The following is a 23,862-nucleotide window of genomic DNA, read 5'->3' on the forward strand; positions in this document are numbered from 1 at the left end:
GATCCCAGCTCATTCACAGCGTACAATACGCCCCACTTTGTCGCCGCAGGGCGACTATAACGGAGCGGATTCATGGCAGACATTACTCTTATTAGCGGCAGCACCCTTGGCGGTGCGGAATACGTGGCAGAACATCTGGCTGAAAAGCTGGAGGAAGCAGGGTTCAATACCTTTACGTTCCATGGGCCGTTATTAGAGGATTTGCCGCAGCAGGGGCTCTGGCTGGTGGTCACTTCCACCCACGGCGCGGGCGATATCCCGGACAACCTGCTGCCAATGTATGAAGAGCTTGATGAACTGAAACCGGATCTGTCGCAGATTCGCTTTGGCGCGATCGGTATCGGCAGCCGTGAATATGACACTTTCTGCCAGGCGATCGAAAAAATGGAAGCCGGGCTGAAGAAAAATGGTGCCAAACAGATCGGTGAAACGCTGAAGATCAACATCCTCGATCACGATATTCCGGAGGATCCGGCCGAAGAGTGGCTGGGATCCTGGATTAAATTGCTCAATATTGTGTAAAGATCGTGCGATCAGCAGTGGATAACTAGGCTTAAAAGCGCTTATTAACCGGTAGTTATCCAATGAATAACTCTGCTCACCGATCCGCCCTGTGTATAACTAGCCCTTTTGATCCCAGCTTATACGTTGCAGGATCACCGATCATTCACAGTTAATGATCCTTCCTAATGAACTGATCTTAAAGCGATGATCCGGCTTATCCACAAGACATCGCGATCCTAATAAGAGATCACAATAGAACAGATCTCTCTATATAAAGATCTTCTTTTTAATAGCCGGGATCCGGAGTCTTTCTCACTGGACTAAAGTTGAGTAGAATCCACGGCCCGGCCACAAATTCACTTTCTAACCGCTCAGGCGAGGCATACCACCATGTTTTATCCGGATCCTTTTGACGTCATCATCATTGGCGGGGGTCATGCAGGCACTGAGGCCGCAATGGCCGCAGCGCGTATGGGTCAGCAGACTCTGCTTTTGACACACAATATCGACACCCTGGGGCAGATGAGCTGCAACCCGGCGATCGGCGGTATTGGGAAAGGACACCTGGTTAAAGAAGTGGATGCTCTGGGCGGGCTGATGGCGAAAGCGATCGATCATGCCGGGATCCAGTTTAGGATACTAAACGCAAGCAAAGGCCCTGCCGTTCGGGCGACCCGTGCTCAGGCGGATCGCGTGCTCTATCGCCAGGCGGTACGCACTGCGCTGGAGAACCAGCCGAACCTGATGATCTTCCAGCAGGCGGTTGAGGATCTGATCGTCGAAAACGATCACGTGGTTGGTGCCGTTACCCAGATGGGGCTGAAGTTCCGCGCGAAAGCGGTGGTACTGACCGTCGGCACCTTCCTGGATGGCAAGATCCATATCGGGCTGGATAACTACAGCGGTGGCCGTGCAGGCGATCCGCCGTCGATCCCCCTCTCCCGCCGTCTGCGTGAACTGCCGCTGCGCGTCAGCCGTCTGAAAACCGGTACGCCGCCGCGAATTGATGCGCGCACCATCGATTTCAGCGTGCTGGAACAGCAGCACGGCGACGATCCGATGCCGGTCTTCTCGTTTATGGGCAATGCCGCTCAGCATCCGCGTCAGGTGCCGTGCTATATCACGCACACCAACGAAAAGACCCATGAGGTGATCCGCAATAACCTCGATCGCAGCCCGATGTATGCCGGCGTGATTGAAGGGATCGGCCCGCGCTACTGCCCGTCGATCGAAGATAAAGTGATGCGCTTTGCCGATCGCAACCAGCATCAGATTTTCCTTGAGCCGGAAGGGCTTACCTCCAACGAAATTTACCCGAATGGCATCTCTACCAGCCTGCCGTTCGATGTGCAGATGCAGATCGTCCGCTCAATGCAGGGGATGGAAAACGCGAAGATTGTTCGTCCGGGCTACGCCATTGAGTATGACTTCTTCGACCCGCGCGATCTGAAACCGACGCTCGAGAGCAAATATATCAACGGCCTCTTCTTCGCCGGCCAGATTAACGGCACCACCGGTTACGAAGAAGCTGCTGCGCAGGGGCTGCTGGCAGGTCTGAACGCCGGGCGCTACTCGGCGGATAAAGAGGGCTGGGCACCGCGTCGCGATCAGGCTTACCTGGGCGTACTGGTGGACGATCTCTGCACGCTGGGCACCAAAGAGCCCTACCGCATGTTTACCTCCCGCGCGGAGTATCGCCTGATGCTGCGCGAAGATAACGCCGATCTGCGTCTGACCGAAGCGGGTCGCGAGCTCGGTCTGGTGGATGACGAGCGCTGGGCGCGCTTCAACGAGAAACTGGAAAGCATCGAGCGCGAACGTCAGCGCCTGAAATCCCAGTGGGTGTCACCGGCTTCTGAACATGCGCCGATCGTTAACGCACAGCTGACCGCGCCGTTGTCCCGCGAAGCCAGCGGCGAAGATCTGCTGCGTCGCCCGGAGATGACCTACGAGCAGCTGGTGCAGCTGACGCCGTTCGCACCGGGCTTAGAAGATAAGCAGGCTGCGGAACAGGTTGAAATCCAGGTCAAGTACGAAGGCTATATCGCCCGTCAGCAGGATGAGATCGAAAAGCAGCAGCGCAATGAGAATACGATCCTGCCGGCGACCCTTGATTACCGCCAGGTAAACGGCCTGTCGAATGAGGTGATCGCGAAGCTTAACGATCATAAACCCTCTTCCATCGGTCAGGCTTCGCGGATCTCAGGTATTACGCCAGCGGCAATCTCCATTCTGCTGGTGTGGCTGAAGAAGCAAGGGATGCTGCGCCGCAGCGCATAACCGTATCACTCAGGCCCGCACGCCGGGCCTGATAACGCTAAAAGGCGGATAAGCATCGCGCTATTCGCCATGTCGTCTCTCAACAGGTATTCGTTGTGCTCAATAAACTCTCTCGTCTGCTGGCCGAAGCCGGCATTTCGCTGTCCGATCAGCAACAACAGCAGCTGGTGGCGTACGTTGAAATGCTGCACAAGTGGAACAAAGCCTACAACCTCACCTCGGTTCGCGACCCGAACGAGATGCTGGTGCGCCATATCCTCGACAGCATCGTTGTCGCGCCGCATCTGCAGGGAACGCGTTTTATCGATGTCGGCACCGGCCCCGGCCTGCCGGGAATTCCGCTCTCCATCGTGCGTCCGGAATCCCACTTCACCCTGCTCGACAGCCTCGGCAAGCGCGTTCGCTTCCTGCGCCAGGTGCAGCATGAACTGAAGCTGACCAATATCGAGCCGGTGCAGAGCCGCGCCGAGGACTTCCCCGCTGAGCCGCCTTTTGACGGTGTAATCAGCCGCGCTTTTGCTTCACTGAACGATATGGTGAGCTGGTGCCATCACCTTCCGGGCGACGCGGGTCGCTTTTATGCCCTGAAAGGACAATTGCCGGAAGATGAGATTGCGCTGTTACCTGCGGGCTTAGCCGTGGAGTCGATTGTTGAATTAAAAGTTCCGCACCTCGAAGGCGAGCGCCATCTGGTGATCGTTAAAGCAAACAAAGTTTAATTTTTATCAAAAAATGTTGCATTGATGCTGTTGCATGAATGTTAAAAAAGGCGGCGAAAAAGAGTGATACTTCCGGTTACATTTAACTTAAATTTAACCAGGATTTATCTGACATTTAACGTCGCTTTTTTTCATTCAGCATCAGAATAATCAACAATGAAAATATCAGTCCGCTAAAAATCGGCCTGCAAAACTAGAGCGACTTGTAAAATAATTATTAAAAATGTCAAACAAAGGTTTTTGTTGTAGAGGCGAGTGTTTTAAAAAGAGTTGTGATAAATCGTCTTTATTTTCATAAAGATGAAAAGCATTAAAATCTGCGGCCTTTTAAATCGATGACGGCATATATGTTTAATTTGTGACCTGGTGCACGCTTTATCGCCGGGTTTTTCGCGTTATTTGCACTTTTGCTCGAAGGTTCATCGTTTGTGCAAAAGTTTAAAAATAGACCTCGGGAAAAATATTTAAACATTTATTCACCTTTTCGCTACTTATTGTTTGAAATCACGAGGCCGCACCGTATAATTTGACCGCTTTTTGATGCTTGACTCCGGGCCGTAAAGAACGTTTTATACGACACGCGACATACCTCAAAGGGAGCAGGAGTTAAGAAAGATTATGTCTGTGTCGCTCTTTAGCCGAAACGTTGCTCGCAGGCTTCTGCTTATTCAGTTTCTGGCAGTAATGGCAAGTGGATTGCTGTTTAGCCTCAAAGACCCCTTCTGGGGCATTTCCGCCGTGAGCGGAGGTATGGCAGTCTTATTGCCGAATATGTTGTTTATGATTTTTGCCTGGCGTCATCAGGCGAATACACCTTCTAAAGGCCGTGTGGCCTGGACCTTCGCCCTCGGTGAGGCGCTCAAGGTGTTACTGACATTCGTGTTACTGGTGGTGGCGCTGGCAGTTTTGAAGGCGGTTTTTTTGCCGCTGATAGTCACGTGGGTTTCGGTGCTAGTGGTTCAGATACTGGCACCTGCTGTAATTAACAACAAAGGGTAAGAGGCATCATGTCTGCAGGAGAAATTTCAACACCGCAGGAGTACATCGGTCACCATCTGAATAACCTTCAGATTGACTTGCGTACCTTCTCGCTGGTGGATCCGCATAACCCCCCGGCCACGTTCTGGACGCTCAATATCGACTCCATGTTTTTCTCGGTGGTCCTGGGTCTGTTGTTCCTGGTGATGTTCCGTAGCGTAGCGAAGAAAGCGACCAGCGGCGTACCGGGGAAATTCCAGACGGCGATCGAGCTGGTGATTGGTTTTGTTAATGGTAGCGTCAAAGACATGTACCACGGCAAAAGCAAGCTTATCGCGCCACTGGCCCTGACGATTTTCGTCTGGGTATTCCTGATGAACCTGATGGATTTGCTGCCTATCGACCTGCTGCCGTATATCGGTGAGCATGTGTTCGGTCTGCCTGCGCTGCGTGTGGTGCCGTCTGCTGACGTTAACATCACGCTCTCAATGGCACTGGGCGTGTTTATCCTGATTCTGTTCTACAGCATCAAAATGAAGGGTATTGGCGGTTTCGCTAAAGAGCTGACTCTCCAGCCGTTCAACCATCCGGTATTTATTCCGGTAAACCTTATCCTTGAGGGCGTGAGCCTGCTGTCCAAACCGGTCTCTCTCGGTCTGCGACTGTTCGGTAACATGTACGCGGGTGAGTTGATTTTCATTCTGATCGCGGGTCTTCTGCCGTGGTGGTCACAGTGGATTCTGAATGTGCCATGGGCCATTTTCCACATCCTGATCATTACGCTGCAAGCCTTTATCTTCATGGTTCTGACGATCGTCTATCTGTCGATGGCGTCTGAAGAGCACTGATTTTTAACAACACTACTACGTTTTAACTGAAACAAACTGGAGACTGTCATGGAAAACCTGAATATGGATCTGCTGTACTTGGCTGCCGCTGTGATGATGGGTCTGGCGGCGATCGGTGCTGCGATCGGTATCGGCATCCTCGGGGGTAAATTCCTGGAAGGCGCTGCGCGTCAGCCGGATCTGATTCCTCTGCTGCGTACTCAGTTCTTTATCGTTATGGGTCTGGTGGATGCAATCCCGATGATCGCTGTGGGTCTGGGTCTGTACGTGATGTTTGCTGTCGCGTAGTAAGGGTTGCTTTTCAAGCAATTGTTTAGAACGTTAACCAGATAAGAGGCATTGTGCTGTGAATCTAAACGCAACAATCCTCGGCCAGGCCATCGCGTTTGTCCTGTTCGTTCTGTTCTGCATGAAGTATGTATGGCCGCCGTTGATTGCTGCCATCGAAAAACGTCAGAAAGAGATTGCTGACGGTCTCGCTTCCGCAGAACGGGCCAAAAAGGACCTGGATCTTGCACAGGCCAATGCGACCGACCAGCTGAAAAAAGCGAAAGCTGAAGCTCAGGTTATCATTGAACAGGCGAACAAACGCCGTGCTCAGATCCTGGACGAAGCGAAAGCTGAAGCCGAGCAGGAACGTAACAAAATCGTGGCGCAGGCGCAGGCGGAAATTGACGCCGAACGTAAACGCGCTCGCGAAGAGCTGCGTAAACAAGTGGCTCTGCTGGCTGTTGCTGGCGCCGAGAAGATCATCGAGCGTTCCGTGGATGAAGCTGCTAACAGCGACATCGTGAATAAACTGGTCGCTGAACTGTAAGGAGGAGGGGCTGATGTCTGAATTTGTAACGGTAGCTCGCCCCTACGCCAAAGCAGCTTTTGACTTTGCCGTCGAAACCCAAAGCGTTGACCGCTGGCAGGATATGCTGGCGTTCGCCGCCGAGGTGACGAAAAACGAACAAATGGCCGAGCTGCTCTCCGGTGCGATTGCACCGGAAACGCTCGCCGACTCGTTTATCGCCGTATGTGGTGAGCAACTGGACGAAAAAGGCCAAAACCTGATTCGTGTGATGGCCGAAAATGGTCGTCTTAAGGTGCTCCCTGATGTTCTTGAGCAGTTCATTCAATTGCGCGCGGCCAGCGAGGCTATCGCCGAAGTCGAAGTGACTTCCGCCTCCGCACTGAGTGAAGAACAGCTTGCGAAAATCAGCACAGCGATGGAAAAACGTCTGTCACGTAAAGTGAAGCTGAATTGCAATATCGATAAGTCTGTAATGGCAGGCGTAATCATCCGAGCGGGTGATATGGTCATTGATGGCAGCGTACGCGGCCGTCTTGAGCGCCTTGCAGACGTCTTGCAGTCTTAAGGGGACTGGAGCATGCAACTGAATTCCACCGAAATCAGCGAACTGATCAAGCAGCGCATTGCTCAGTTCAGTGTTGTGAGTGAAGCTCACAACGAAGGTACTATTGTTTCTGTAAGCGACGGTGTTATCCGCATCCACGGCCTGGCCGACTGTATGCAGGGCGAGATGATTTCTCTGCCGGGTAACCGTTACGCTATCGCACTGAACCTGGAGCGCGACTCCGTAGGTGCAGTTGTGATGGGTCCGTACGCTGACCTCGCCGAAGGCATGAAGGTCAAATGTACTGGCCGTATTCTTGAAGTTCCGGTTGGCCGTGGCCTGCTGGGTCGTGTGGTGAACACCCTGGGTGCGCCAATCGACGGTAAAGGTCCGGTTGATAACGATGGCTTCTCGCCAATCGAAGTTATCGCACCAGGCGTTATCGATCGTCAGTCCGTCGACCAGCCGGTTCAGACCGGTTACAAATCCGTCGACGCCATGATCCCAATCGGTCGTGGTCAGCGTGAGCTGATCATCGGCGACCGTCAGACCGGTAAAACGGCGATGGCTATCGATGCCATCATCAACCAGCGCGACTCCGGCATCAAATGTGTGTACGTGGCCATCGGCCAGAAAGCGTCCACCATTGCTAACGTGGTTCGTAAACTGGAAGAGCACGGCGCACTGTCCAACACCATCGTTGTTGTGGCAACTGCCTCTGAATCCGCTGCACTGCAATACCTGGCGCCGTATGCCGGTTGCGCAATGGGCGAATACTTCCGTGACCGCGGTGAAGATGCGCTGATCGTATACGATGACCTGTCTAAACAGGCCGTTGCTTACCGTCAGGTTTCCCTGCTGCTCCGTCGTCCGCCAGGACGTGAAGCGTTCCCGGGCGACGTATTTTACCTCCACTCCCGTCTGCTGGAGCGCGCATCCCGCGTAAACGCGGAATACGTAGAGAACTTCACCAAAGGTGAAGTGAAAGGTAAAACCGGCTCCCTGACTGCCTTGCCGATTATCGAAACGCAGGCGGGTGACGTTTCCGCGTTCGTTCCGACCAACGTAATCTCCATTACCGATGGTCAGATCTTCCTGGAAACCAACCTGTTTAACTCCGGTATTCGTCCGGCAGTTAACCCGGGTATCTCCGTATCCCGTGTAGGTGGCGCAGCGCAGACCAAGATCATCAAGAAACTGTCCGGTGGTATCCGTACCGCGCTGGCACAGTATCGTGAGCTGGCGGCGTTCTCTCAGTTCGCATCCGATCTGGACGAAGCAACCCGTAAACAGCTGAGCCACGGTCAGAAAGTGACCGAGCTGCTGAAACAGAAACAGTATGCCCCTATGTCTGTTGCACAACAGGGCCTGGTGCTGTTCGCGGCTGAACGCGGTTACCTCGAAGATGTGGAACTGGCGAAAATCGGTAGCTTCGAAGCCGCTCTGCTGGCGTACGTTGACCGTGAACACGCTCCGCTGATGCAAGAGATCAACCAGTCCGGTGGCTATAACGACGAAATCGAAGGCAAGCTGAAAGGCATCCTCGATTCCTTCAAAGCAACCCAGTCCTGGTAACGTCTGGCGGCCTGTCTTAGGGCAGGCCGTAAGGCATTGAGGAGAAGCTCATGGCCGGCGCAAAAGAGATACGTAGTAAGATCGCAAGCGTCCAGAACACGCAAAAGATCACTAAAGCGATGGAGATGGTCGCCGCTTCCAAAATGCGTAAATCGCAGGATCGCATGGCGTCCAGCCGTCCTTATGCAGATACCATGCGCAAAGTGATTGGTCACCTTGCGAACGGTAATCTGGAATATAAGCACCCCTATCTGGAAGAGCGCGATGTAAAACGCGTGGGCTACCTGGTAGTGTCGACCGACCGTGGTCTGTGCGGTGGCTTGAACATTAACCTGTTCAAAAAAGTGCTGGCGGATATGAAAGCATGGTCCGATAAAGGCGTTCAGAGCGAACTCGCGATGATCGGCTCTAAAGGCGTCTCTTTCTTCAATTCCGTTGGTGCCAACGTGGTAGCTCAGGTGACCGGTATGGGTGATAACCCGTCCCTGTCTGAACTGATCGGCCCGGTGAAAGTCATGCTGCAGGCTTACGACGAAGGTCGTCTGGATAAGCTTTATATTGTTAGCAATAAATTTATCAACACCATGTCTCAGGTTCCGACCATCACTCAGCTGCTGCCTTTACCGGCTGCAGAAGATGAAGAGTTGAAGCATAAATCCTGGGATTACCTGTATGAACCCGATCCAAAAGCGCTGCTGGATACGCTCCTGCGCCGTTATGTTGAATCTCAGGTTTATCAGGGTGTTGTTGAAAACCTGGCCAGCGAGCAGGCCGCACGTATGGTGGCGATGAAAGCCGCGACCGACAATGGCGGCAGCCTGATTAAAGAGCTGCAGTTGGTATACAACAAAGCTCGTCAGGCCAGCATTACTCAGGAACTCACCGAGATCGTCGGTGGTGCATCCGCGGTATAACCAGGTTAATTCGTAGAGGATTCATGATGGCTACTGGAAAAATTGTCCAGGTAATCGGCGCCGTGGTTGACGTCGAATTCCCTCAGGATGCCGTACCGCGCGTGTACGATGCTCTTGAGGTTCAGAATGGTAACGAGACGCTGGTGCTGGAAGTTCAGCAGCAGCTCGGCGGTGGTATCGTACGTACCATCGCCATGGGTTCTTCCGACGGTCTGCGTCGTGGTCTGCAAGTAACAGACCTCCAGCACCCGATCGAAGTCCCGGTAGGTAAAGCAACACTGGGTCGTATCATGAACGTGCTCGGTCAGCCGATCGACATGAAAGGCGACATCGGTGAAGAAGATCGTTGGGCTATCCACCGTTCTGCGCCGTCCTATGAAGAGCTCTCCAGCTCTCAGGAACTGCTGGAAACCGGCATCAAAGTAATCGACCTGATGTGTCCGTTCGCCAAGGGCGGTAAAGTCGGTCTGTTCGGTGGTGCGGGTGTAGGTAAAACCGTAAACATGATGGAGCTGATCCGTAACATCGCGATCGAGCACTCCGGTTACTCTGTGTTTGCGGGCGTGGGTGAGCGTACTCGTGAGGGTAACGACTTCTACCACGAAATGACTGACTCCAACGTACTGGATAAAGTATCCCTGGTGTACGGCCAGATGAACGAGCCGCCGGGAAACCGTCTGCGCGTTGCACTGACCGGCCTGACCATGGCTGAGAAGTTCCGTGACGAAGGTCGTGACGTTCTGCTGTTCGTCGACAACATCTACCGTTATACCCTCGCCGGTACTGAAGTATCCGCACTGCTGGGCCGTATGCCTTCAGCGGTAGGTTACCAGCCGACGCTGGCGGAAGAGATGGGTGTTCTGCAGGAACGTATCACCTCTACCAAAACCGGTTCTATCACCTCCGTTCAGGCGGTATACGTACCGGCGGATGACTTGACTGACCCGTCTCCGGCAACCACCTTTGCGCACCTTGACGCAACCGTGGTACTGAGCCGTCAGATCGCTTCTCTGGGTATCTACCCGGCCGTTGACCCGTTGGATTCCACCAGCCGTCAGCTGGATCCGCTGGTAGTTGGCCAGGAGCACTACGACACCGCGCGTGGCGTACAGTCTCTGCTGCAGCGTTATCAGGAACTGAAAGACATCATCGCCATCCTCGGTATGGATGAGCTGTCTGAAGAAGACAAACTGGTGGTTGCTCGCGCTCGTAAGATCCAGCGCTTCCTCTCCCAGCCGTTCTTCGTTGCGGAAGTATTCACCGGTTCTCCGGGTAAATACGTCTCCCTGAAAGACACCATCCGTGGCTTTAAAGGCATCATGGAAGGCGAATACGATCACCTGCCGGAGCAGGCGTTCTACATGGTCGGTTCCATCGACGAAGCCGTGGAAAAAGCCAAAAAACTTTAACGCCTTAATCGGAGGGTGATATGGCAATGACTTACCACCTGGATGTCGTCAGCGCAGAGCAACAGATGTTCTCTGGTCTGGTCGAGAAAATCCAGGTAACGGGTAGTGAAGGTGAACTGGGTGTTTTCCCGGGTCACGCCCCGCTGCTCACCGCCATTAAGCCTGGTATGATCCGCATCGTTAAACAGTTCGGTCATGAAGAGTTTATCTACCTGTCCGGCGGCATTCTCGAAGTGCAGCCTGGCAGCGTGACCGTTCTGGCTGATACAGCAATTCGTGGCCAGGATCTCGACGAAGCGCGAGCTCTGGAAGCGAAGCGTAAAGCAGAAGAGCACATTAAAGGCTCTCACGGTGACGTGGATTACGCTCAGGCGTCTGCAGAGCTGGCGAAAGCTATCGCGAAACTGCGTGTTATCGAGTTGACGAAGAAAGCGATGTAACACCGGCTTGAACGTTAAAAAGCCAGTCTGGTCTCCAGGCTGGCTTTTTTTATGGCTGCGTTTCAGGAAAAATGAAACTAAAAATGCGTTTTAATATTTTGTGATAAATGTCACAAAAATGTTGATCGATTTAACAGCGAGGCGTAGACTCCTTTTCTGTGATGTACATCACATAACCAAATTCAAAAAAGGAAGCCATCATGAAACTGATCAACAAAATCATCGCTATGTTCAGCAACATGAACGTCTCTTTCGGCACGTTCAATCACTGATTGCTGTGATGCCGTGTGGCGCTGCGCTGACTCCGCCTGGAGAAGCGAGCGCCATCGGGCTATCACTTCAGCGCCGCCTCCACCGCCGCGCTCTCCAGCTCCTTCCCTTCGCTGTTCACGCTTTTTCCCTGCCTGATAAAGTAGTTAGTGTTATCAATATTCCCGATCACCGCATCGTCATAGCGACCCGGCGCGCTGCGCACCGATTTGTTGCCCCGAAACACCCCCTGCGTTGAAGCGTCGCCATACGGGCTGGGTCGGAAGATAAAATTGAAGCGCTGGTTATCAGCCGCAATGTTGTTCTCCACCAGCAGCCTGCCGGGATTGAAATTATCGGTAAACCCATCCAGATGGTTACCCACCGCTTTACTGTTACGGATCTGATGCGCTACCGGCTGCCCTTCCCCGCCGAGCTTAAAACCGTTACTGGTATTGTTGCGGGCAATTGAATTCTCGATCACCACTACCCCATTGGCACCATCTTCAATCTTGTTAAACAGGTCGAAACCGTCGTCGATGTTGTCATGGGCGTAGCAGCGGATCAGCCGGTTCCCCTCCCCTACGCGCATTTTTACCGCGAAGCCGTCGGCGTTAATCTTGCCCGCATCTTCATTGCCCCACGACTCTGAATCGACCACCCGGTTATCGCTGGCCCACAGCGCGCGGCCAATCTTCTCCGGGGAGGAGATCTGAATGCCGGTGTCATCGTTACGCCAGGCAACGACCTTTTCAATCAGGTTATGGCTGCCCTGGATGCGCAGGCTCTTCTCCGTCACCTCAATCCCTTTGATCCGCCAGTAGCTGGCATCAAGCAGCAGACCATGGATCACCACTTTGCCTTCTGCTTCCAGCGTTTTGCGCTGTTTGAGCAGACCGCTCGCCGTCAGCGGAATTTCGGTATAGGGGTAATCGCCAGCCTGCAACACGATTTTGCCGCCCGGCGGCAGCAAGCGGATTGCCGTGGCGATATCCAGCGGTGCGGCGGCGGTGCCGGAGCCCTCTGCCATACCCTGCGGCGCAACATGCAGCGTCAGTGCCACCGGGTCGACCTTCTCAACCTTGATCTGTTGAACCACGGCTTCCCCTCCCGCTTTTGGGGTGAAGGTGAGCGCAAAAATGGTGTTTTGTTTCAGCCGTGTCGGCAGGGTGTACATCTCGCCCGCTTTTACCGGTTTATCATTACCGATCACCACTTCATTCTCCCGCACGCTGAAGCTGCCATCGTAGTTGGCCCGCGCCTGGAGCTGGTATTTCTCACTGCCACTTTGGGCAGGCGAAGCGATTTGCACCACCACCGGTAATACGGGTGGTTGCCACGGCGCAGAAGCAACCGTATGGGCTTCAGAGGTGGTTAACGAGGCGTCGGTAACGGTGATTTTCGCGTTACGCGAGGCGAAGAAACCAACGTAATAAAATGCTTTGTCCTGTACCGCGATGAGATTGGCGCGTGGGATATGCTGGCTGACCCATTGCTCGCTCCCGGCGGGCGCCCAGCTGCTGACAAAGCCGTTATCAGTACGCTCAAGCTTAAGTCGGAAAGCCGGTGTTTTGCGCAGATCCACCTCTTCCCGATAGCTGGTTTTGACAATCGCTGCGCCGGCGTTGCCCCACGGCTGCGTGACGCCTTCCCGGCTGATAGCCTGCATTTTGACGCGGAAATTATCCTTTTTGTCCTGGGTCATAATGGCGTTCATCACCATATTGGAAGCGGCCGGAAACTCTTCATACCCCTCCTGCAAAGGCTGCTGGCGCGCGGGGCCGATCACATCGCGCACCAGCAAGCCCGCGCCCTCTTGTGCCGCAGGCTTTGCGCCATTCTCCGGGCCAAACTGATCGACGGTGACGGTCGCCTGCAGCGTAAAATTTTTGCCGACCGGCAGCGTTGTATAGAAGAAGGTGAGGCCATCATGGGAGTTGGCAATTTTGCCGCCGCGGCTCTCCAGGGTGATGGGCTTTGACAGATCGGCGATCGTTTCGGCTGTGAGCTTCTTACCCGCAATTGTCACATCATTGACGCCAATCTTTCCGGCAAGCACGTTTGATGAGAAATTGAGATCGGTCGACTGGCCGAAAGCAATGGCTCTCCACTCTGCCGTGGGTTCAGCGAAGGTTGGGGCGCAGACAAGGGAACTGCATATCGCGAGGGCCAGAGGTATTTTATAATTCATTTTATTCTCCTGATGGATAATTGCCGTTTATTATCATCAATATGAAACGGTGTTTCTTTTTTATGGCTCACACTCTTTGCTTAATAAAACATCGTTTTGTTTTGTGCGATCTTTATTCAGGATGAAAAATAACAGCTAACTCATTGTATAAATGAGCAGCAGTGAAAAATGGAGCGACTTTCAGCCGGTAAAGTGCTTTACTTTGCCCGCAAAAGGCGCGCTACAGCGCTCTTTAAATGGAATATTGCGCGTTTCATCAGCACTCCATTTCATGCTACAAAATATGTAGTATTTTCAATATGAAAGAGGTTAACTTCTTTCCCAAATAATAGTCAGGACGAATATGTTGAACGCAAAAATGAGCGTGGTGATCCTTGCGGCTGGCAAAGGCACACGCATGTACTCCGATCTTCCCAAAGTGCTGCATACTCTTGCAGGTAAAGCGATGGTGCAGCATGTCATTGATGCTGCTACGAAATTGGGTGCGGATCATGTTCATCTCGTATACGGCCACGGTGGCGAACTGCTTAAACAGCGCCTCGTAGACGACAAACTTAACTGGGTGCTGCAAGCGGAACAGCTCGGCACCGGTCACGCCATGCAGCAGGCGGCGCCCTTCTTTGCTGACGATGAAGATATTTTAATGCTCTACGGCGATGTGCCGCTGATCTCCGTCGAAACCCTTGAGCGCCTGCGTGAAGCCAAACCGCAGGGCGGCATTGGGCTGCTTACCGTTAAACTCGACGATCCGACCGGTTATGGCCGCATTACCCGTGAAAACGGCGCGGTCACCGGCATCGTTGAGCAGAAAGATGCCACTGAAGCCCAGCGGCAGATTAATGAGATCAACACCGGCATTCTGATCGCCAACGGCGCAGACCTGAAGCGCTGGCTCGCTAAGCTGACCAATAATAATGCGCAGGGTGAATACTACATCACTGACATTATCAGCCTGGCTTACCACGAAGGGCGTGAAATTGCCGCCGTTCACCCGCAGCGCTTAAGCGAAGTGGAAGGGGTGAATAACCGCCTGCAACTGTCGCGTCTCGAGCGTGCATACCAGGCTGAACAGGCAGAGAAGCTGCTGCTGGCAGGCGTGATGTTGCGCGATCCGGCGCGGTTCGATCTGCGCGGCACGCTCTCTCATGGCCGCGATATTGAGATCGACACCAACGTCATCATTGAAGGCAACGTTACGCTGGGTAATCGCGTAAAAATTGGCGCAGGCGTGATCCTGAAGAACTGCGTGATTGGCGATGATTGCGAGATCAGCCCCTACAGCGTGGTGGAAGATGCCCGTCTGGACGCGGATTGCACCATCGGCCCGTTTGCCCGTTTACGTCCGGGCGCAGAGCTGCTGGCTGGCGCGCACGTGGGTAACTTCGTTGAGATGAAAAAAGCGCGTCTCGGCAAAGGTTCAAAAGCAGGTCACCTGACTTACCTCGGCGACGCGGAGATTGGCGATAACGTTAACGTCGGCGCAGGGGTGATTACCTGCAACTACGACGGTGCTAATAAATTCAAAACCATCATTGGCGATGATGTATTTGTCGGCTCCGATACGCAGCTGGTGGCACCGGTCACGGTTGCCAAAGGCGCGACCATCGCCGCTGGTACCACCGTTACCCGCGATATCGCCGAAAACGAGCTGGTATTAAGCCGTGTGCCGCAGGTGCACAAGCAGGGCTGGCAACGTCCGGTGAAGAAGAAGTAAAGCAATAAGACCGGATATGCTCAGCGCTATCCGGCACAGATTCAGGGTTGAGAGGAAGATAATCCTCCGCCCGCCAGGCAGTACCTATAACAATAACCCCACTCTCTACAAGGCTCGGGGCGTCCGCAAAGCGGACACGTACACGGAAGCATTCGCGGCGCCGCAAAACGGTGGCCCGATCGCGACGTGTAAACAGGTTGACCGACAACAAAAGGCATAATGCCAAAATCGGAATCAAAAACTATGTGTGGAATTGTAGGCGCAGTCGCGCAGCGTGATGTTGCAGAAATTCTTCTCGAAGGCTTACGTCGCCTCGAATACCGTGGCTATGACTCTGCCGGTCTGGCAGTCGTCGACGAAAAGGGTCATATGACCCGTCTGCGTCGCCTCGGTAAAGTGCAGATGCTGTCGCAGGCGGCGGAAGATCATCCGCTGCACGGCGGAACCGGTATCGCGCACACCCGTTGGGCGACCCATGGCGAACCGTCGGAAGGAAACGCGCATCCGCACGTTTCTGAACATATCGTTGTCGTACATAACGGCATTATCGAAAACCATGAACCGCTGCGCGAAGAGCTGAAAGCGCGCGGGTATGTGTTTGTCTCCGAAACCGACACCGAAGTGATTGCTCACCTGGTGCACTGGGAGCTGGAACAGGGCGGTACGCTGCGTGAAGCGGTACTGCGCACCATCCCGCAGTTACGCGGTGCCTACGGCACGGTGATTATGGATACCCGTCATCCTGAGACTCTGTTGGCCGCGCGCTCCGGAAGCCCGCTGGTTATCGGTCTTGGCATGGGCGAAAACTTTATCGCTTCTGACCAGCTGGCACTGCTGCCGGTGACCCGTCGCTTTATCTTCCTCGAAGAGGGTGATATTGCGGAAGTGACCCGCCGTAGCGTGACGATATTTGATAAATCTGGCGTGGAAACCAAACGCCCGGATATCGAATCGAGTCTGCAGTACGACGCGGGCGATAAAGGTATCTATCGCCACTACATGCAGAAAGAGATCTACGAGCAGCCGAACGCCATCAAAAACACCCTGACAGGCCGCATCAGCCATGGCGAAGTCGATCTCAGCGAGCTGGGACCGAACGCGAACGAAATGCTGTCGAAAGTCGAACATATCCAGATCGTCGCCTGCGGTACCTCTTACAACTCCGGTATGGTGTCACGCTACTGGTTTGAATCGCTGGCCGGTGTGCCGTGCGATGTGGAGATTGCGTCAGAGTTCCGCTACCGCAAATCCGCCGTGCGTCGCAACAGCCTGATGATCACCCTTTCGCAGTCCGGTGAAACGGCCGATACGCTGGCGGCGCTGCGTCTGTCGAAAGAGCTGGGTTACCTGGGGTCGCTGGCAATCTGTAACGTACCGGGCTCCTCGCTGGTGCGTGAATCGGATCTGGCGATGATGACCAACGCCGGTACCGAAATCGGTGTTGCTTCAACCAAAGCCTTCACCACGCAGTTAACGGTGCTGCTGATGCTGGTGGCGAAACTGAGCCGCCTGAAAGGCCAGGATGCATCTATTGAGCACGATATCGTGCACGGCCTGCAGGCGCTGCCGAACCGTATCGAGCAGATGCTGTCGCAGGATAAACGCATTGAAGCGCTGGCAGAGGATTTCTCTGACAAGCATCACGCGCTGTTCCTCGGCCGCGGCGATCAGTACCCGATCGCGCTGGAAGGCGCGCTGAAGCTGAAAGAGATCTCCTATATTCACGCTGAAGCCTATGCCGCAGGCGAGCTGAAACATGGCCCGCTGGCGCTGATTGACGCCGATATGCCGGTTATCGTGGTTGCACCGAACAACGAACTGCTGGAAAAACTGAAATCCAACATCGAAGAAGTGCGCGCCCGCGGTGGCGTGCTGTACGTCTTCGCCGATCAGGATGCCGGTTTCACCAGCAGCGACAACATGCACATCATTGAAATGCCGCACGTAGAAGAGACGATTGCACCGATCTTCTACACCGTGCCGCTGCAACTGCTGGCCTATCACGTCGCGCTGATTAAAGGCACCGACGTTGACCAGCCGCGCAACCTGGCAAAATCGGTAACGGTGGAATAATCCTAAACTAACGTCATCTGCCCATCGGGAGGGTGACGTTAACCGTAGTGTAAATAAGTCCGGATATGCTCCTTAAAAAAGCATACCGGATTTTTTTATGTCTCAAATTCGTATCACGGTTAACCTGGCTGCCGCACCTGACCTGCTTTTCTGGAAAATGTCCGGCAGTGAATCGCTCTCTGAGCCTTTTGAATATGCGCTTACGCTATTGGGTGAAGATGCCCGCATTGACCGAAGTCAGATCCTCGGGCAGCCCATCACTATTGATATTCCTGCGCAGGGCGGCGTGGTAAGGCGTTATATCAATGGCAGAGTGACCAGTGTTGCCGTCTCTTCCGTCGAGCTATCGGGGGAGCGTTACGCCGCCTATCAGCTCAGCGTTGAGTCCGACCTCTGGCCAATGCGGCTGGCGCGCGATATGCGTATCTTTCAGGCGCAAACCATCCCGCAGATTGTGCAGACCATGATGTCCGAACAGGGCGTGAAAGTAGACGATCAGCTGACGCAAAGTTACCGGGTGTGGGAATATTGCGTGCAGTATCAGGAGAGCAGCCTGGACTTTATCTGTCGGCTGATGGAGCTGGAGGGGATCAGCTGGTATTTCCGCCACCAGCCGGATAGCCACACGCTGGTGCTGGCGGATGCCGGTACCGCTTTTCCTTCTGCGCCAGGTTATGAGGTGATCCCCTATATTCAAACTGCCGCAGGCGGTGTGGCTGATTTTGAAGGCATCAGCCAATGGTCGCTGCACGATCGCGTCACGCCAGGGCTTTTTAGCACCGAAGATTATGATTTTCGTAAGCCCAACGCCTGGCTGTTCCAGGCGCGGCAGAATCCCGCCTCGCCCTCTCCCGGCCAGATCGATGTTTACGAATGGCCCGGTCGCTTTGTTGAGCAAAATGACGGCGAATATTATGCCCGCATCAAACAGGAGCGCTGGCAGGTTGATCATCAACAGATTTCCGCCACCGCCACCGCAAGCGGCATTGCCGCCGGTCATACCTTCCAGTTAACCCATGCGCCGTTTGCGCAGGATAACGGGCGTTATCTGGTGACAAAAACCGTGCTGCACATTGAAGAGAACCGCTATGCCAGCGGTGATGAGGGCGCCAGCTCGCGGTTGATAAACTTCAGCGTTATTCCTGCGTCGCTGGTCTGGCGGCCGGAGCAGCGAACCGCCTGGCCTCGCACCTATGGTCCGCAGACTGCCCGCGTTGTTGGCCCCGCCGGGGAGACGATATGGACCGATAAATATGGCCGTATCAAGGTGAAATTCCACTGGGATCGGTTGGGCAAGAGTGATGAAACCAGCTCCTGCTGGGTGCGCGTCTCCAGCGCGTGGGCGGGACAGGGATTCGGCGGCGTGCAGATCCCGCGCGTCGGCGATGAGGTGGTGATTGATTTTATTAATGGCGATCCCGACCGGCCCATCGTCACCGGGCGCGTCTACAACGATGCGAATATGCCGCCATGGGCGCTACCCGCTGCCGCCACGGTGATGGGGTTTATGACGCGCTCGAAAACCGGCAGCTGTGACAACGCCAGCTATCTGCTGTTTGAGGATAAGCTCGGCGTTGAGCGGGTCGATATGCATGCTGAAAAGGATATGAATATCTCCGTTGAGAACAACCAGGCGATCACCGTTGGCGGCAACAGAAGCCTGACGGTGTCGGGTGAGCTTGCCGATGAGGTGACAAAAAAAGCGGACTTTACATACCACGCTACCCGCACCACGCTGGTGGAGCAGAAGGACACGCGCACGGTGAATAATGGCGAAGAGCTGACGGTCACCAATGGGCGCGTGAAGAGCGTCACCAGCGGCGGGGAGAAGGTGACGATCAAAGGGGGACGCGTTGAGGAAATTGAAGGCGCGGCTTCACAGCATGTCACTGCATTAGTGAGCTATACCTTTGATAGCGGCGTCACCTCGACCATTACCGGCGATCGTCAAGAGCAGATTTCTCAACACCTGACGCAGACCATCGAGGGAAATAGCGCGGCCACCATCAACGGCAGGTGGGATCAGACCGTCGCCGAAGGGGCGAAAATCTACTCGCCGAAGACGATCACCATTGAGAGCGCGGAGAAGGTCCATATAAAGACGCCGCATGCGTTTGAATATAAAGATCATAAAGAGACGGCATCGCTTTTCTCTTTTGATTTCACCGCCCTCAAGGTCGCTACCGAAGGCTCTTCATTCACCCTGTCAGCGATAAGCAAGGTAGGTTTAACGAGCCTCAAGTTCGATAAATCGGCATTTGATTTAGCCTCGCATGAAGGGCGCGTCGCATTTGGCAAAGCGATGATGCAGTATGGCCAGGTCATGGCGTCGGTTCATGGCTTAACGATGTTTATGTAAAGGATTGAGTATGAAGATTGCGATCGCTTTTTCTGTCCTCTTTATCGTAGGGATGATCGCCTACATCGTTTACCTGTTTAATCGCGATCACCGCATCCAGACCCAGGGGCGTGACCTGCAGGCCACCATCGAAGAGGTGAGCTATATCAGCTCTAATGATAACGGCACTCAAAATATCCGTTACCGGCTGGCGATTCATGATGGGAGCGTGACGCGCTCGGTCGAGGGGAAAGAGACCATTGCTGCGTTCAACTCACCGAAAATGCAGAAAGGGCAGAAGGTCGATATTAAGTACCTCGATGACCAGCATATTCTGTTTATTTTTGATAAGCAGGAGTCGTCGGCGAACCCGGGGTAATGCGGGATTAAAAAGAGGCTGCCAGGCGGCAACCTCTTTAGACCCTATTTTACTTTCTGGCTCAGGTCAGCAAGCTGTTTCTCAAGGGTGCTGATGCTGCGCTGCATATCGTCGACTTTACGGCTGAGATCGTCATTGCTTCTTTTCAGCTCATCCCTTTCGCGGCCCATCTTCTCAACATCTCTTTCCATATCCTTCATTTTTTCCTGCTGCTTAGGGTAATCGCGCTGGATCTCGGAAAGGGTTCTTGCGCTGAGATCAGATGCCGGTGAGATATACGTTTTTCCTTGGGCAGACGAGCCCTGTTCATAGGTCATCAGTGTATCGCCCGAATAGTGGTTGGACATGAAATATACGGGTTCATCTGCTGCCTGGCTGGCGGTAGCGGGTAACAACATCAGCAATCCTGTCGCGAAAACAATTGTTCTGTTCATACTCATCCTTAGTGTCCACTCAGTGGTGTTAACAACGCCTGTTCAACACCGCTATATACATATGAAAACCAGGGTTTGTCTCCTACCTCTTTTCAGTAGCGATGAAGGATAAAAAATCAGCATTGGATGATTGTGAAGTGCGTGGGAAAGCGCGTGGTAGAGGCGGAGGTTTTGCGTAAATTTTATTCGGTCAGGGCGAGCAGCCTCGCCTTTTCAGCTACATTTGGATTGTCATAAAAATAAAACATCAGCCAATTGTTAAGGTGTTCTCTAACCTTAATACCTTGATTTTTATAGCTAATAAATATTGGTGCTGCGAAAAGCTGCCGCTGTCATCAAACAGTAACAATCGTTGCATATAACTGTCATCAAAGTGTCCTATTTTGCTCCGAGTAGCAACTCAAACAACGATTTACGATTCCTGCAGGAGACATTATGAACGTTATGCGTACCACTGTCGCAACTGTTGTCGCCGCGACCTTTTCTCTGAGTGCTTTTGCTGTCAATGCCGCAGCTAGCCTGACTGGTGCGGGCGCAACTTTCCCTGCGCCGGTGTATGCCAAGTGGGCTGATACCTACCAAAAAGAGACGGGCAATAAGGTCAACTATCAGGGCATCGGCTCCTCCGGTGGCGTGAAGCAGATCACCGCCAAAACCGTTGATTTCGGTGCATCCGATGCACCGCTGTCTGACGAAAAACTCTCCCAGGAAGGTCTGTTCCAGTTCCCGACCGTCATCGGCGGCATCGTGCTGGCTATTAACGTACCGGGCGTAAAATCTGGCGAGCTGGTTCTCGACGGTAAAACCCTGGGCGATATCTACCTCGGCAAAATCAAAAAATGGGACGACGCGGCTATCGCCAAACTCAACCCGGGCCTGAAACTGCCTTCACAGAACATCGCCGTGGTTCGCCGCGCTGACGGTTCCGGTACCTCGTTCGTCTTCACCAGCTACCTGGCGAAAGTGAACGAAGAGTGGAAATCTAAAGTCGGTTCTGGCTCTACCGTTAACTGGCCGACCGGTCTGGGCGGTAAAGGTAACGACGGCATCGCCGCCTTCGTTCAGCGTCTGCCGGGCTCAATCGGTTACGTTGAGTACGCTTACGCTAAACAGAACAACCTGACCTACACCAAACTGATGTCTGCTGATGGCAAAGCCGTTAGCCCGACCGAAGAGAGCTTCTCTAACGCGGCAAAAGATATCGACTGGAGCAAATCCTTCGCCCAGGACCTGACCAACCAGAAAGGTGCTGATGTGTGGCCAATCACCTCCACCACCTTCATCCTGGTACACAAAGAGCAGGCGAAACCTGAGCAGGGCGCTGAAGTGCTGAAGTTCTTTGACTGGGCGTACAAAAACGGCGGCAAACAGGCTAACGATCTCGATTACGCCACCCTGCCGGGCAGCGTTGTTGAACAAGTTCGCGCCGCATGGAAAACCAACGTGAAAGACAGCAGCGGTAAAGCCGTTTACTAATCGCTGATTTTTGAAGAACATGGCGGATGGCGCTTACACCATCCGCCTTACAGATCCTCTGTAGGCCCGGTAAGCGCAAGCGCCTGCGGGCAACTTCGTAAGACGTCAAACTGAAGAGTAATTTATGGCTGCAACCAAGCCGGCATTTAACCCACCGGGTAAAAAAGGCGACATGATCTTCAGCGCACTGGTAAGACTGGCTGCGCTGATTGTGCTATTGCTGCTGAGCGGCATCATCGTTTCGCTGATTTTCTCCTCCTGGCCCAGCATCCAGAAATTTGGTTTCTCCTTCCTGTGGACCAAAGAGTGGGATGCGCCGAATGAAATTTACGGCGCGCTGGTGCCCATTTACGGCACCATCGTGACCTCTGTTATCGCACTGCTGATCGCCGTGCCGGTGAGCTTCGGTATCGCGCTGTTCCTGACGGAACTCTCGCCCGGCTGGCTGAAGCGCCCGTTGGGTATCGCCATTGAACTGCTGGCGGCGATCCCGAGTATCGTTTACGGCATGTGGGGGCTATTTATCTTCGCCCCGCTGTTCGCGACCTACTTCCAGGAGCCGGTCGGCAATGTGCTCTCCAACATTCCGTTTGTCGGCGCCCTCTTCTCCGGCCCGGCGTTCGGCATTGGGATCCTCGCCGCCGGGGTGATCCTCGCGATTATGATCATCCCCTACATTGCGGCGGTGATGCGCGATGTCTTCGAACAGACCCCGGTGATGATGAAAGAGTCGGCTTACGGCATCGGCTGCACCACCTGGGAGGTGATCTGGCGCATCGTGCTGCCGTTTACCAAAAATGGGGTGATAGGCGGCGTCATGCTCGGTCTCGGCCGCGCGCTGGGTGAAACCATGGCGGTGACCTTTATCATCGGCAACACCTACCAGCTCGACAGCGCCTCGCTCTATATGCCGGGCAACAGCATTACCTCTGCGCTGGCGAATGAGTTTGCCGAAGCGGAATCGGGCCTGCACGTTGCGGCGCTGATGGAGCTGGGGCTGATTCTGTTTGTCATCACCTTTATCGTGCTGGCGATCTCGAAATTTATGATCCTGCGCCTGGCGAAAAACGAGGGGGCACGCTGATGGCTACGCTTGAAATGCAGCACACCGCAGAGCTGGCTGAATCCCGTCGCAAAATGCAGGCGCGCCGCCGGTTGAAAAACCGCATCGCCCTGACGCTCTCAATGGCGACCATGGTGTTCGGCCTCTTCTGGCTGGTGTGGATCCTCTTCTCTACCGTGACGCGCGGTATCGACGGCATGTCGCTGGCGCTGTTTACCGAATCGACTCCGCCGCCAAACACCGCGGGCGGTGGTCTGGCGAACGCCCTGGCGGGCAGTGGCCTGCTGATCCTCTGGGCGACGGTAATCGGTACGCCGCTGGGCATTATGGCGGGGATCTACCTGGCGGAGTATGGCCGTAAATCCTGGCTCGCCGAGATTATCCGTTTTATCAACGACATTTTGCTCTCCGCCCCCTCTATCGTGGTCGGCCTGTTCGTCTACACCATCGTGGTGGCGCAGATGCAGCACTTCTCCGGCTGGGCAGGTGTGATTGCGCTGGCGCTGCTGCAGGTGCCGATTGTCATTCGTACCACGGAAAACATGCTGAAACTGGTGCCGGATAGCCTGCGTGAAGCGGCTTACGCGCTGGGCACGCCGAAGTGGAAGATGATCTCCGCGATTACGCTGAAAGCCTCTGTCTCCGGCATCATGACCGGCGTACTGCTGGCGATAGCGCGTATCGCCGGTGAAACGGCACCGCTGCTCTTTACGGCGCTCTCTAACCAGTTCTGGAGCACCGACATGATGCAGCCTATCGCTAACCTGCCGGTGACGATTTTCAAATTCGCCATGAGCCCGTTTGCCGAATGGCAGCAGCTGGCCTGGGCCGGGGTGCTGATTATCACGCTCTGCGTACTGCTGTTGAACATCCTGGCGCGCGTCGTCTTCGCCAAGAATCGACACGGTTAATTTTTGCGACGCGGCGAAGGCGGC

Annotated in this window: 21 protein-coding genes; 19 read left to right on the forward strand and 2 right to left on the reverse strand. The window is 54.1% G+C overall.

Annotation, left to right across the window (positions count from 1 at the left end):
- The first annotated feature begins 72 nt into the window (after nucleotides 1-72).
- The 12 genes from mioC (at nucleotide 73) to IAE50_RS10890 (ending at nucleotide 11,010) form a co-directional block, all read left to right on the forward strand.
- A complete protein-coding gene (gene mioC, locus IAE50_RS10835) occupies nucleotides 73-522 on the forward strand; it encodes an FMN-binding protein MioC (RefSeq protein ID WP_200580253.1) in 450 nt (149 codons plus the stop codon).
- 372 nt (nucleotides 523-894) lie between these two features.
- A complete protein-coding gene (mnmG, locus tag IAE50_RS10840; RefSeq protein ID WP_200580254.1) occupies nucleotides 895-2,784 on the forward strand; it encodes a tRNA uridine-5-carboxymethylaminomethyl(34) synthesis enzyme MnmG in 1,890 nt (629 codons plus the stop codon).
- Between the two features lie 95 nt (nucleotides 2,785-2,879).
- Entirely contained in the window at nucleotides 2,880-3,503 is a 624-nt protein-coding gene (gene rsmG / locus IAE50_RS10845; RefSeq protein ID WP_200580255.1) for a 16S rRNA (guanine(527)-N(7))-methyltransferase RsmG, read from the forward strand.
- Between the two features lie 618 nt (nucleotides 3,504-4,121).
- Nucleotides 4,122-4,502, forward strand: coding sequence for a F0F1 ATP synthase subunit I (atpI, locus tag IAE50_RS10850; RefSeq protein WP_054803523.1), 381 nt, complete (start codon nucleotides 4,122-4,124; stop codon nucleotides 4,500-4,502).
- An 8-nt stretch (nucleotides 4,503-4,510) separates the two neighbouring features.
- On the forward strand, nucleotides 4,511-5,329 hold the full coding sequence (gene atpB / locus IAE50_RS10855) for a F0F1 ATP synthase subunit A (protein WP_076769280.1): 819 nt from the start codon (nucleotides 4,511-4,513) through the stop codon (nucleotides 5,327-5,329).
- Between the two features lie 48 nt (nucleotides 5,330-5,377).
- Nucleotides 5,378-5,617: a F0F1 ATP synthase subunit C gene (atpE, locus tag IAE50_RS10860; protein WP_007369368.1), complete on the forward strand. Its 240-nt coding sequence runs from the start codon at nucleotides 5,378-5,380 to the stop codon at nucleotides 5,615-5,617.
- Between the two features lie 58 nt (nucleotides 5,618-5,675).
- On the forward strand, nucleotides 5,676-6,146 hold the full coding sequence (atpF, locus tag IAE50_RS10865; protein WP_042714832.1) for a F0F1 ATP synthase subunit B: 471 nt from the start codon (nucleotides 5,676-5,678) through the stop codon (nucleotides 6,144-6,146).
- A gap of 13 nt (nucleotides 6,147-6,159) precedes the next feature.
- Nucleotides 6,160-6,693: a F0F1 ATP synthase subunit delta gene (gene atpH, locus IAE50_RS10870; protein WP_042714834.1), complete on the forward strand. Its 534-nt coding sequence runs from the start codon at nucleotides 6,160-6,162 to the stop codon at nucleotides 6,691-6,693.
- A gap of 12 nt (nucleotides 6,694-6,705) precedes the next feature.
- Complete coding sequence (gene atpA / locus IAE50_RS10875; protein WP_042714836.1) at nucleotides 6,706-8,247, forward strand: F0F1 ATP synthase subunit alpha; 1,542 nt, start codon at nucleotides 6,706-6,708, stop codon at nucleotides 8,245-8,247.
- 50 nt (nucleotides 8,248-8,297) lie between these two features.
- A complete protein-coding gene (gene atpG / locus IAE50_RS10880) occupies nucleotides 8,298-9,161 on the forward strand; it encodes a F0F1 ATP synthase subunit gamma (protein WP_042714839.1) in 864 nt (287 codons plus the stop codon).
- 26 nt (nucleotides 9,162-9,187) lie between these two features.
- Nucleotides 9,188-10,570 (forward strand): F0F1 ATP synthase subunit beta, encoded by a 1,383-nt coding sequence (atpD, locus tag IAE50_RS10885; RefSeq protein ID WP_042714841.1) that lies wholly within the window; start codon nucleotides 9,188-9,190, stop codon nucleotides 10,568-10,570.
- 20 nt (nucleotides 10,571-10,590) lie between these two features.
- Nucleotides 10,591-11,010 carry a F0F1 ATP synthase subunit epsilon gene (locus IAE50_RS10890; protein WP_042714842.1) on the forward strand — a complete coding sequence of 140 codons (420 nt, stop codon included), beginning with the start codon at nucleotides 10,591-10,593 and terminating at the stop codon, nucleotides 11,008-11,010.
- Nucleotides 11,011-11,344: 334 nt separating this feature from the next.
- Here the strand turns inward: IAE50_RS10890 and IAE50_RS10895 are convergent, their stop codons facing one another.
- Nucleotides 11,345-13,450, reverse strand: coding sequence for a right-handed parallel beta-helix repeat-containing protein (locus tag IAE50_RS10895; protein ID WP_200580256.1), 2,106 nt, complete (start codon nucleotides 13,448-13,450; stop codon nucleotides 11,345-11,347).
- A 343-nt stretch (nucleotides 13,451-13,793) separates the two neighbouring features.
- On the opposite strand from IAE50_RS10895, the gene glmU reads away from it, so the two are divergent.
- The 4 genes from glmU to IAE50_RS10915 all read left to right on the forward strand — a co-directional run bounded on the left by glmU (nucleotide 13,794) and on the right by IAE50_RS10915 (nucleotide 19,954).
- On the forward strand, nucleotides 13,794-15,164 hold the full coding sequence (glmU, locus tag IAE50_RS10900) for a bifunctional UDP-N-acetylglucosamine diphosphorylase/glucosamine-1-phosphate N-acetyltransferase GlmU (protein ID WP_200580257.1): 1,371 nt from the start codon (nucleotides 13,794-13,796) through the stop codon (nucleotides 15,162-15,164).
- 243 nt (nucleotides 15,165-15,407) lie between these two features.
- Nucleotides 15,408-17,237 carry a glutamine--fructose-6-phosphate transaminase (isomerizing) gene (gene glmS, locus IAE50_RS10905; protein WP_200580258.1) on the forward strand — a complete coding sequence of 610 codons (1,830 nt, stop codon included), beginning with the start codon at nucleotides 15,408-15,410 and terminating at the stop codon, nucleotides 17,235-17,237.
- Between the two features lie 97 nt (nucleotides 17,238-17,334).
- Nucleotides 17,335-19,596, forward strand: a complete 2,262-nt coding sequence (locus tag IAE50_RS10910; RefSeq protein WP_200580259.1) for a type VI secretion system Vgr family protein — start codon at nucleotides 17,335-17,337, stop codon at nucleotides 19,594-19,596.
- A gap of 10 nt (nucleotides 19,597-19,606) precedes the next feature.
- Nucleotides 19,607-19,954 (forward strand): hypothetical protein, encoded by a 348-nt coding sequence (locus tag IAE50_RS10915; RefSeq protein WP_042714846.1) that lies wholly within the window; start codon nucleotides 19,607-19,609, stop codon nucleotides 19,952-19,954.
- 44 nt (nucleotides 19,955-19,998) lie between these two features.
- Here the strand turns inward: IAE50_RS10915 and IAE50_RS10920 are convergent, their stop codons facing one another.
- The gene (locus IAE50_RS10920) at nucleotides 19,999-20,388 is read right to left on the reverse strand and encodes a hypothetical protein (RefSeq protein WP_200580260.1); all 390 of its coding nucleotides are present in this window, start codon (nucleotides 20,386-20,388) and stop codon (nucleotides 19,999-20,001) included.
- Nucleotides 20,389-20,823: 435 nt separating this feature from the next.
- Here IAE50_RS10920 and pstS point away from each other — a divergent pair, with 435 nt between their 5' ends.
- The 3 genes from pstS (at nucleotide 20,824) to pstA (ending at nucleotide 23,838) form a co-directional block, all read left to right on the forward strand.
- Entirely contained in the window at nucleotides 20,824-21,864 is a 1,041-nt protein-coding gene (gene pstS / locus IAE50_RS10925) for a phosphate ABC transporter substrate-binding protein PstS (protein ID WP_200580261.1), read from the forward strand.
- A 124-nt stretch (nucleotides 21,865-21,988) separates the two neighbouring features.
- The gene (gene pstC, locus IAE50_RS10930) at nucleotides 21,989-22,948 is read left to right on the forward strand and encodes a phosphate ABC transporter permease PstC (RefSeq protein WP_076769285.1); all 960 of its coding nucleotides are present in this window, start codon (nucleotides 21,989-21,991) and stop codon (nucleotides 22,946-22,948) included.
- On the forward strand, nucleotides 22,948-23,838 hold the full coding sequence (pstA, locus tag IAE50_RS10935) for a phosphate ABC transporter permease PstA (protein WP_076769286.1): 891 nt from the start codon (nucleotides 22,948-22,950) through the stop codon (nucleotides 23,836-23,838). The genes pstC and pstA overlap by 1 nt, the downstream gene beginning before the upstream one ends.
- The last annotated feature ends 24 nt before the right edge of the window (nucleotides 23,839-23,862 follow it).

This window comes from Kosakonia sp. S42 (assembly GCF_016624785.1).
Lineage (GTDB): Bacteria > Pseudomonadota > Gammaproteobacteria > Enterobacterales > Enterobacteriaceae > Kosakonia > Kosakonia cowanii.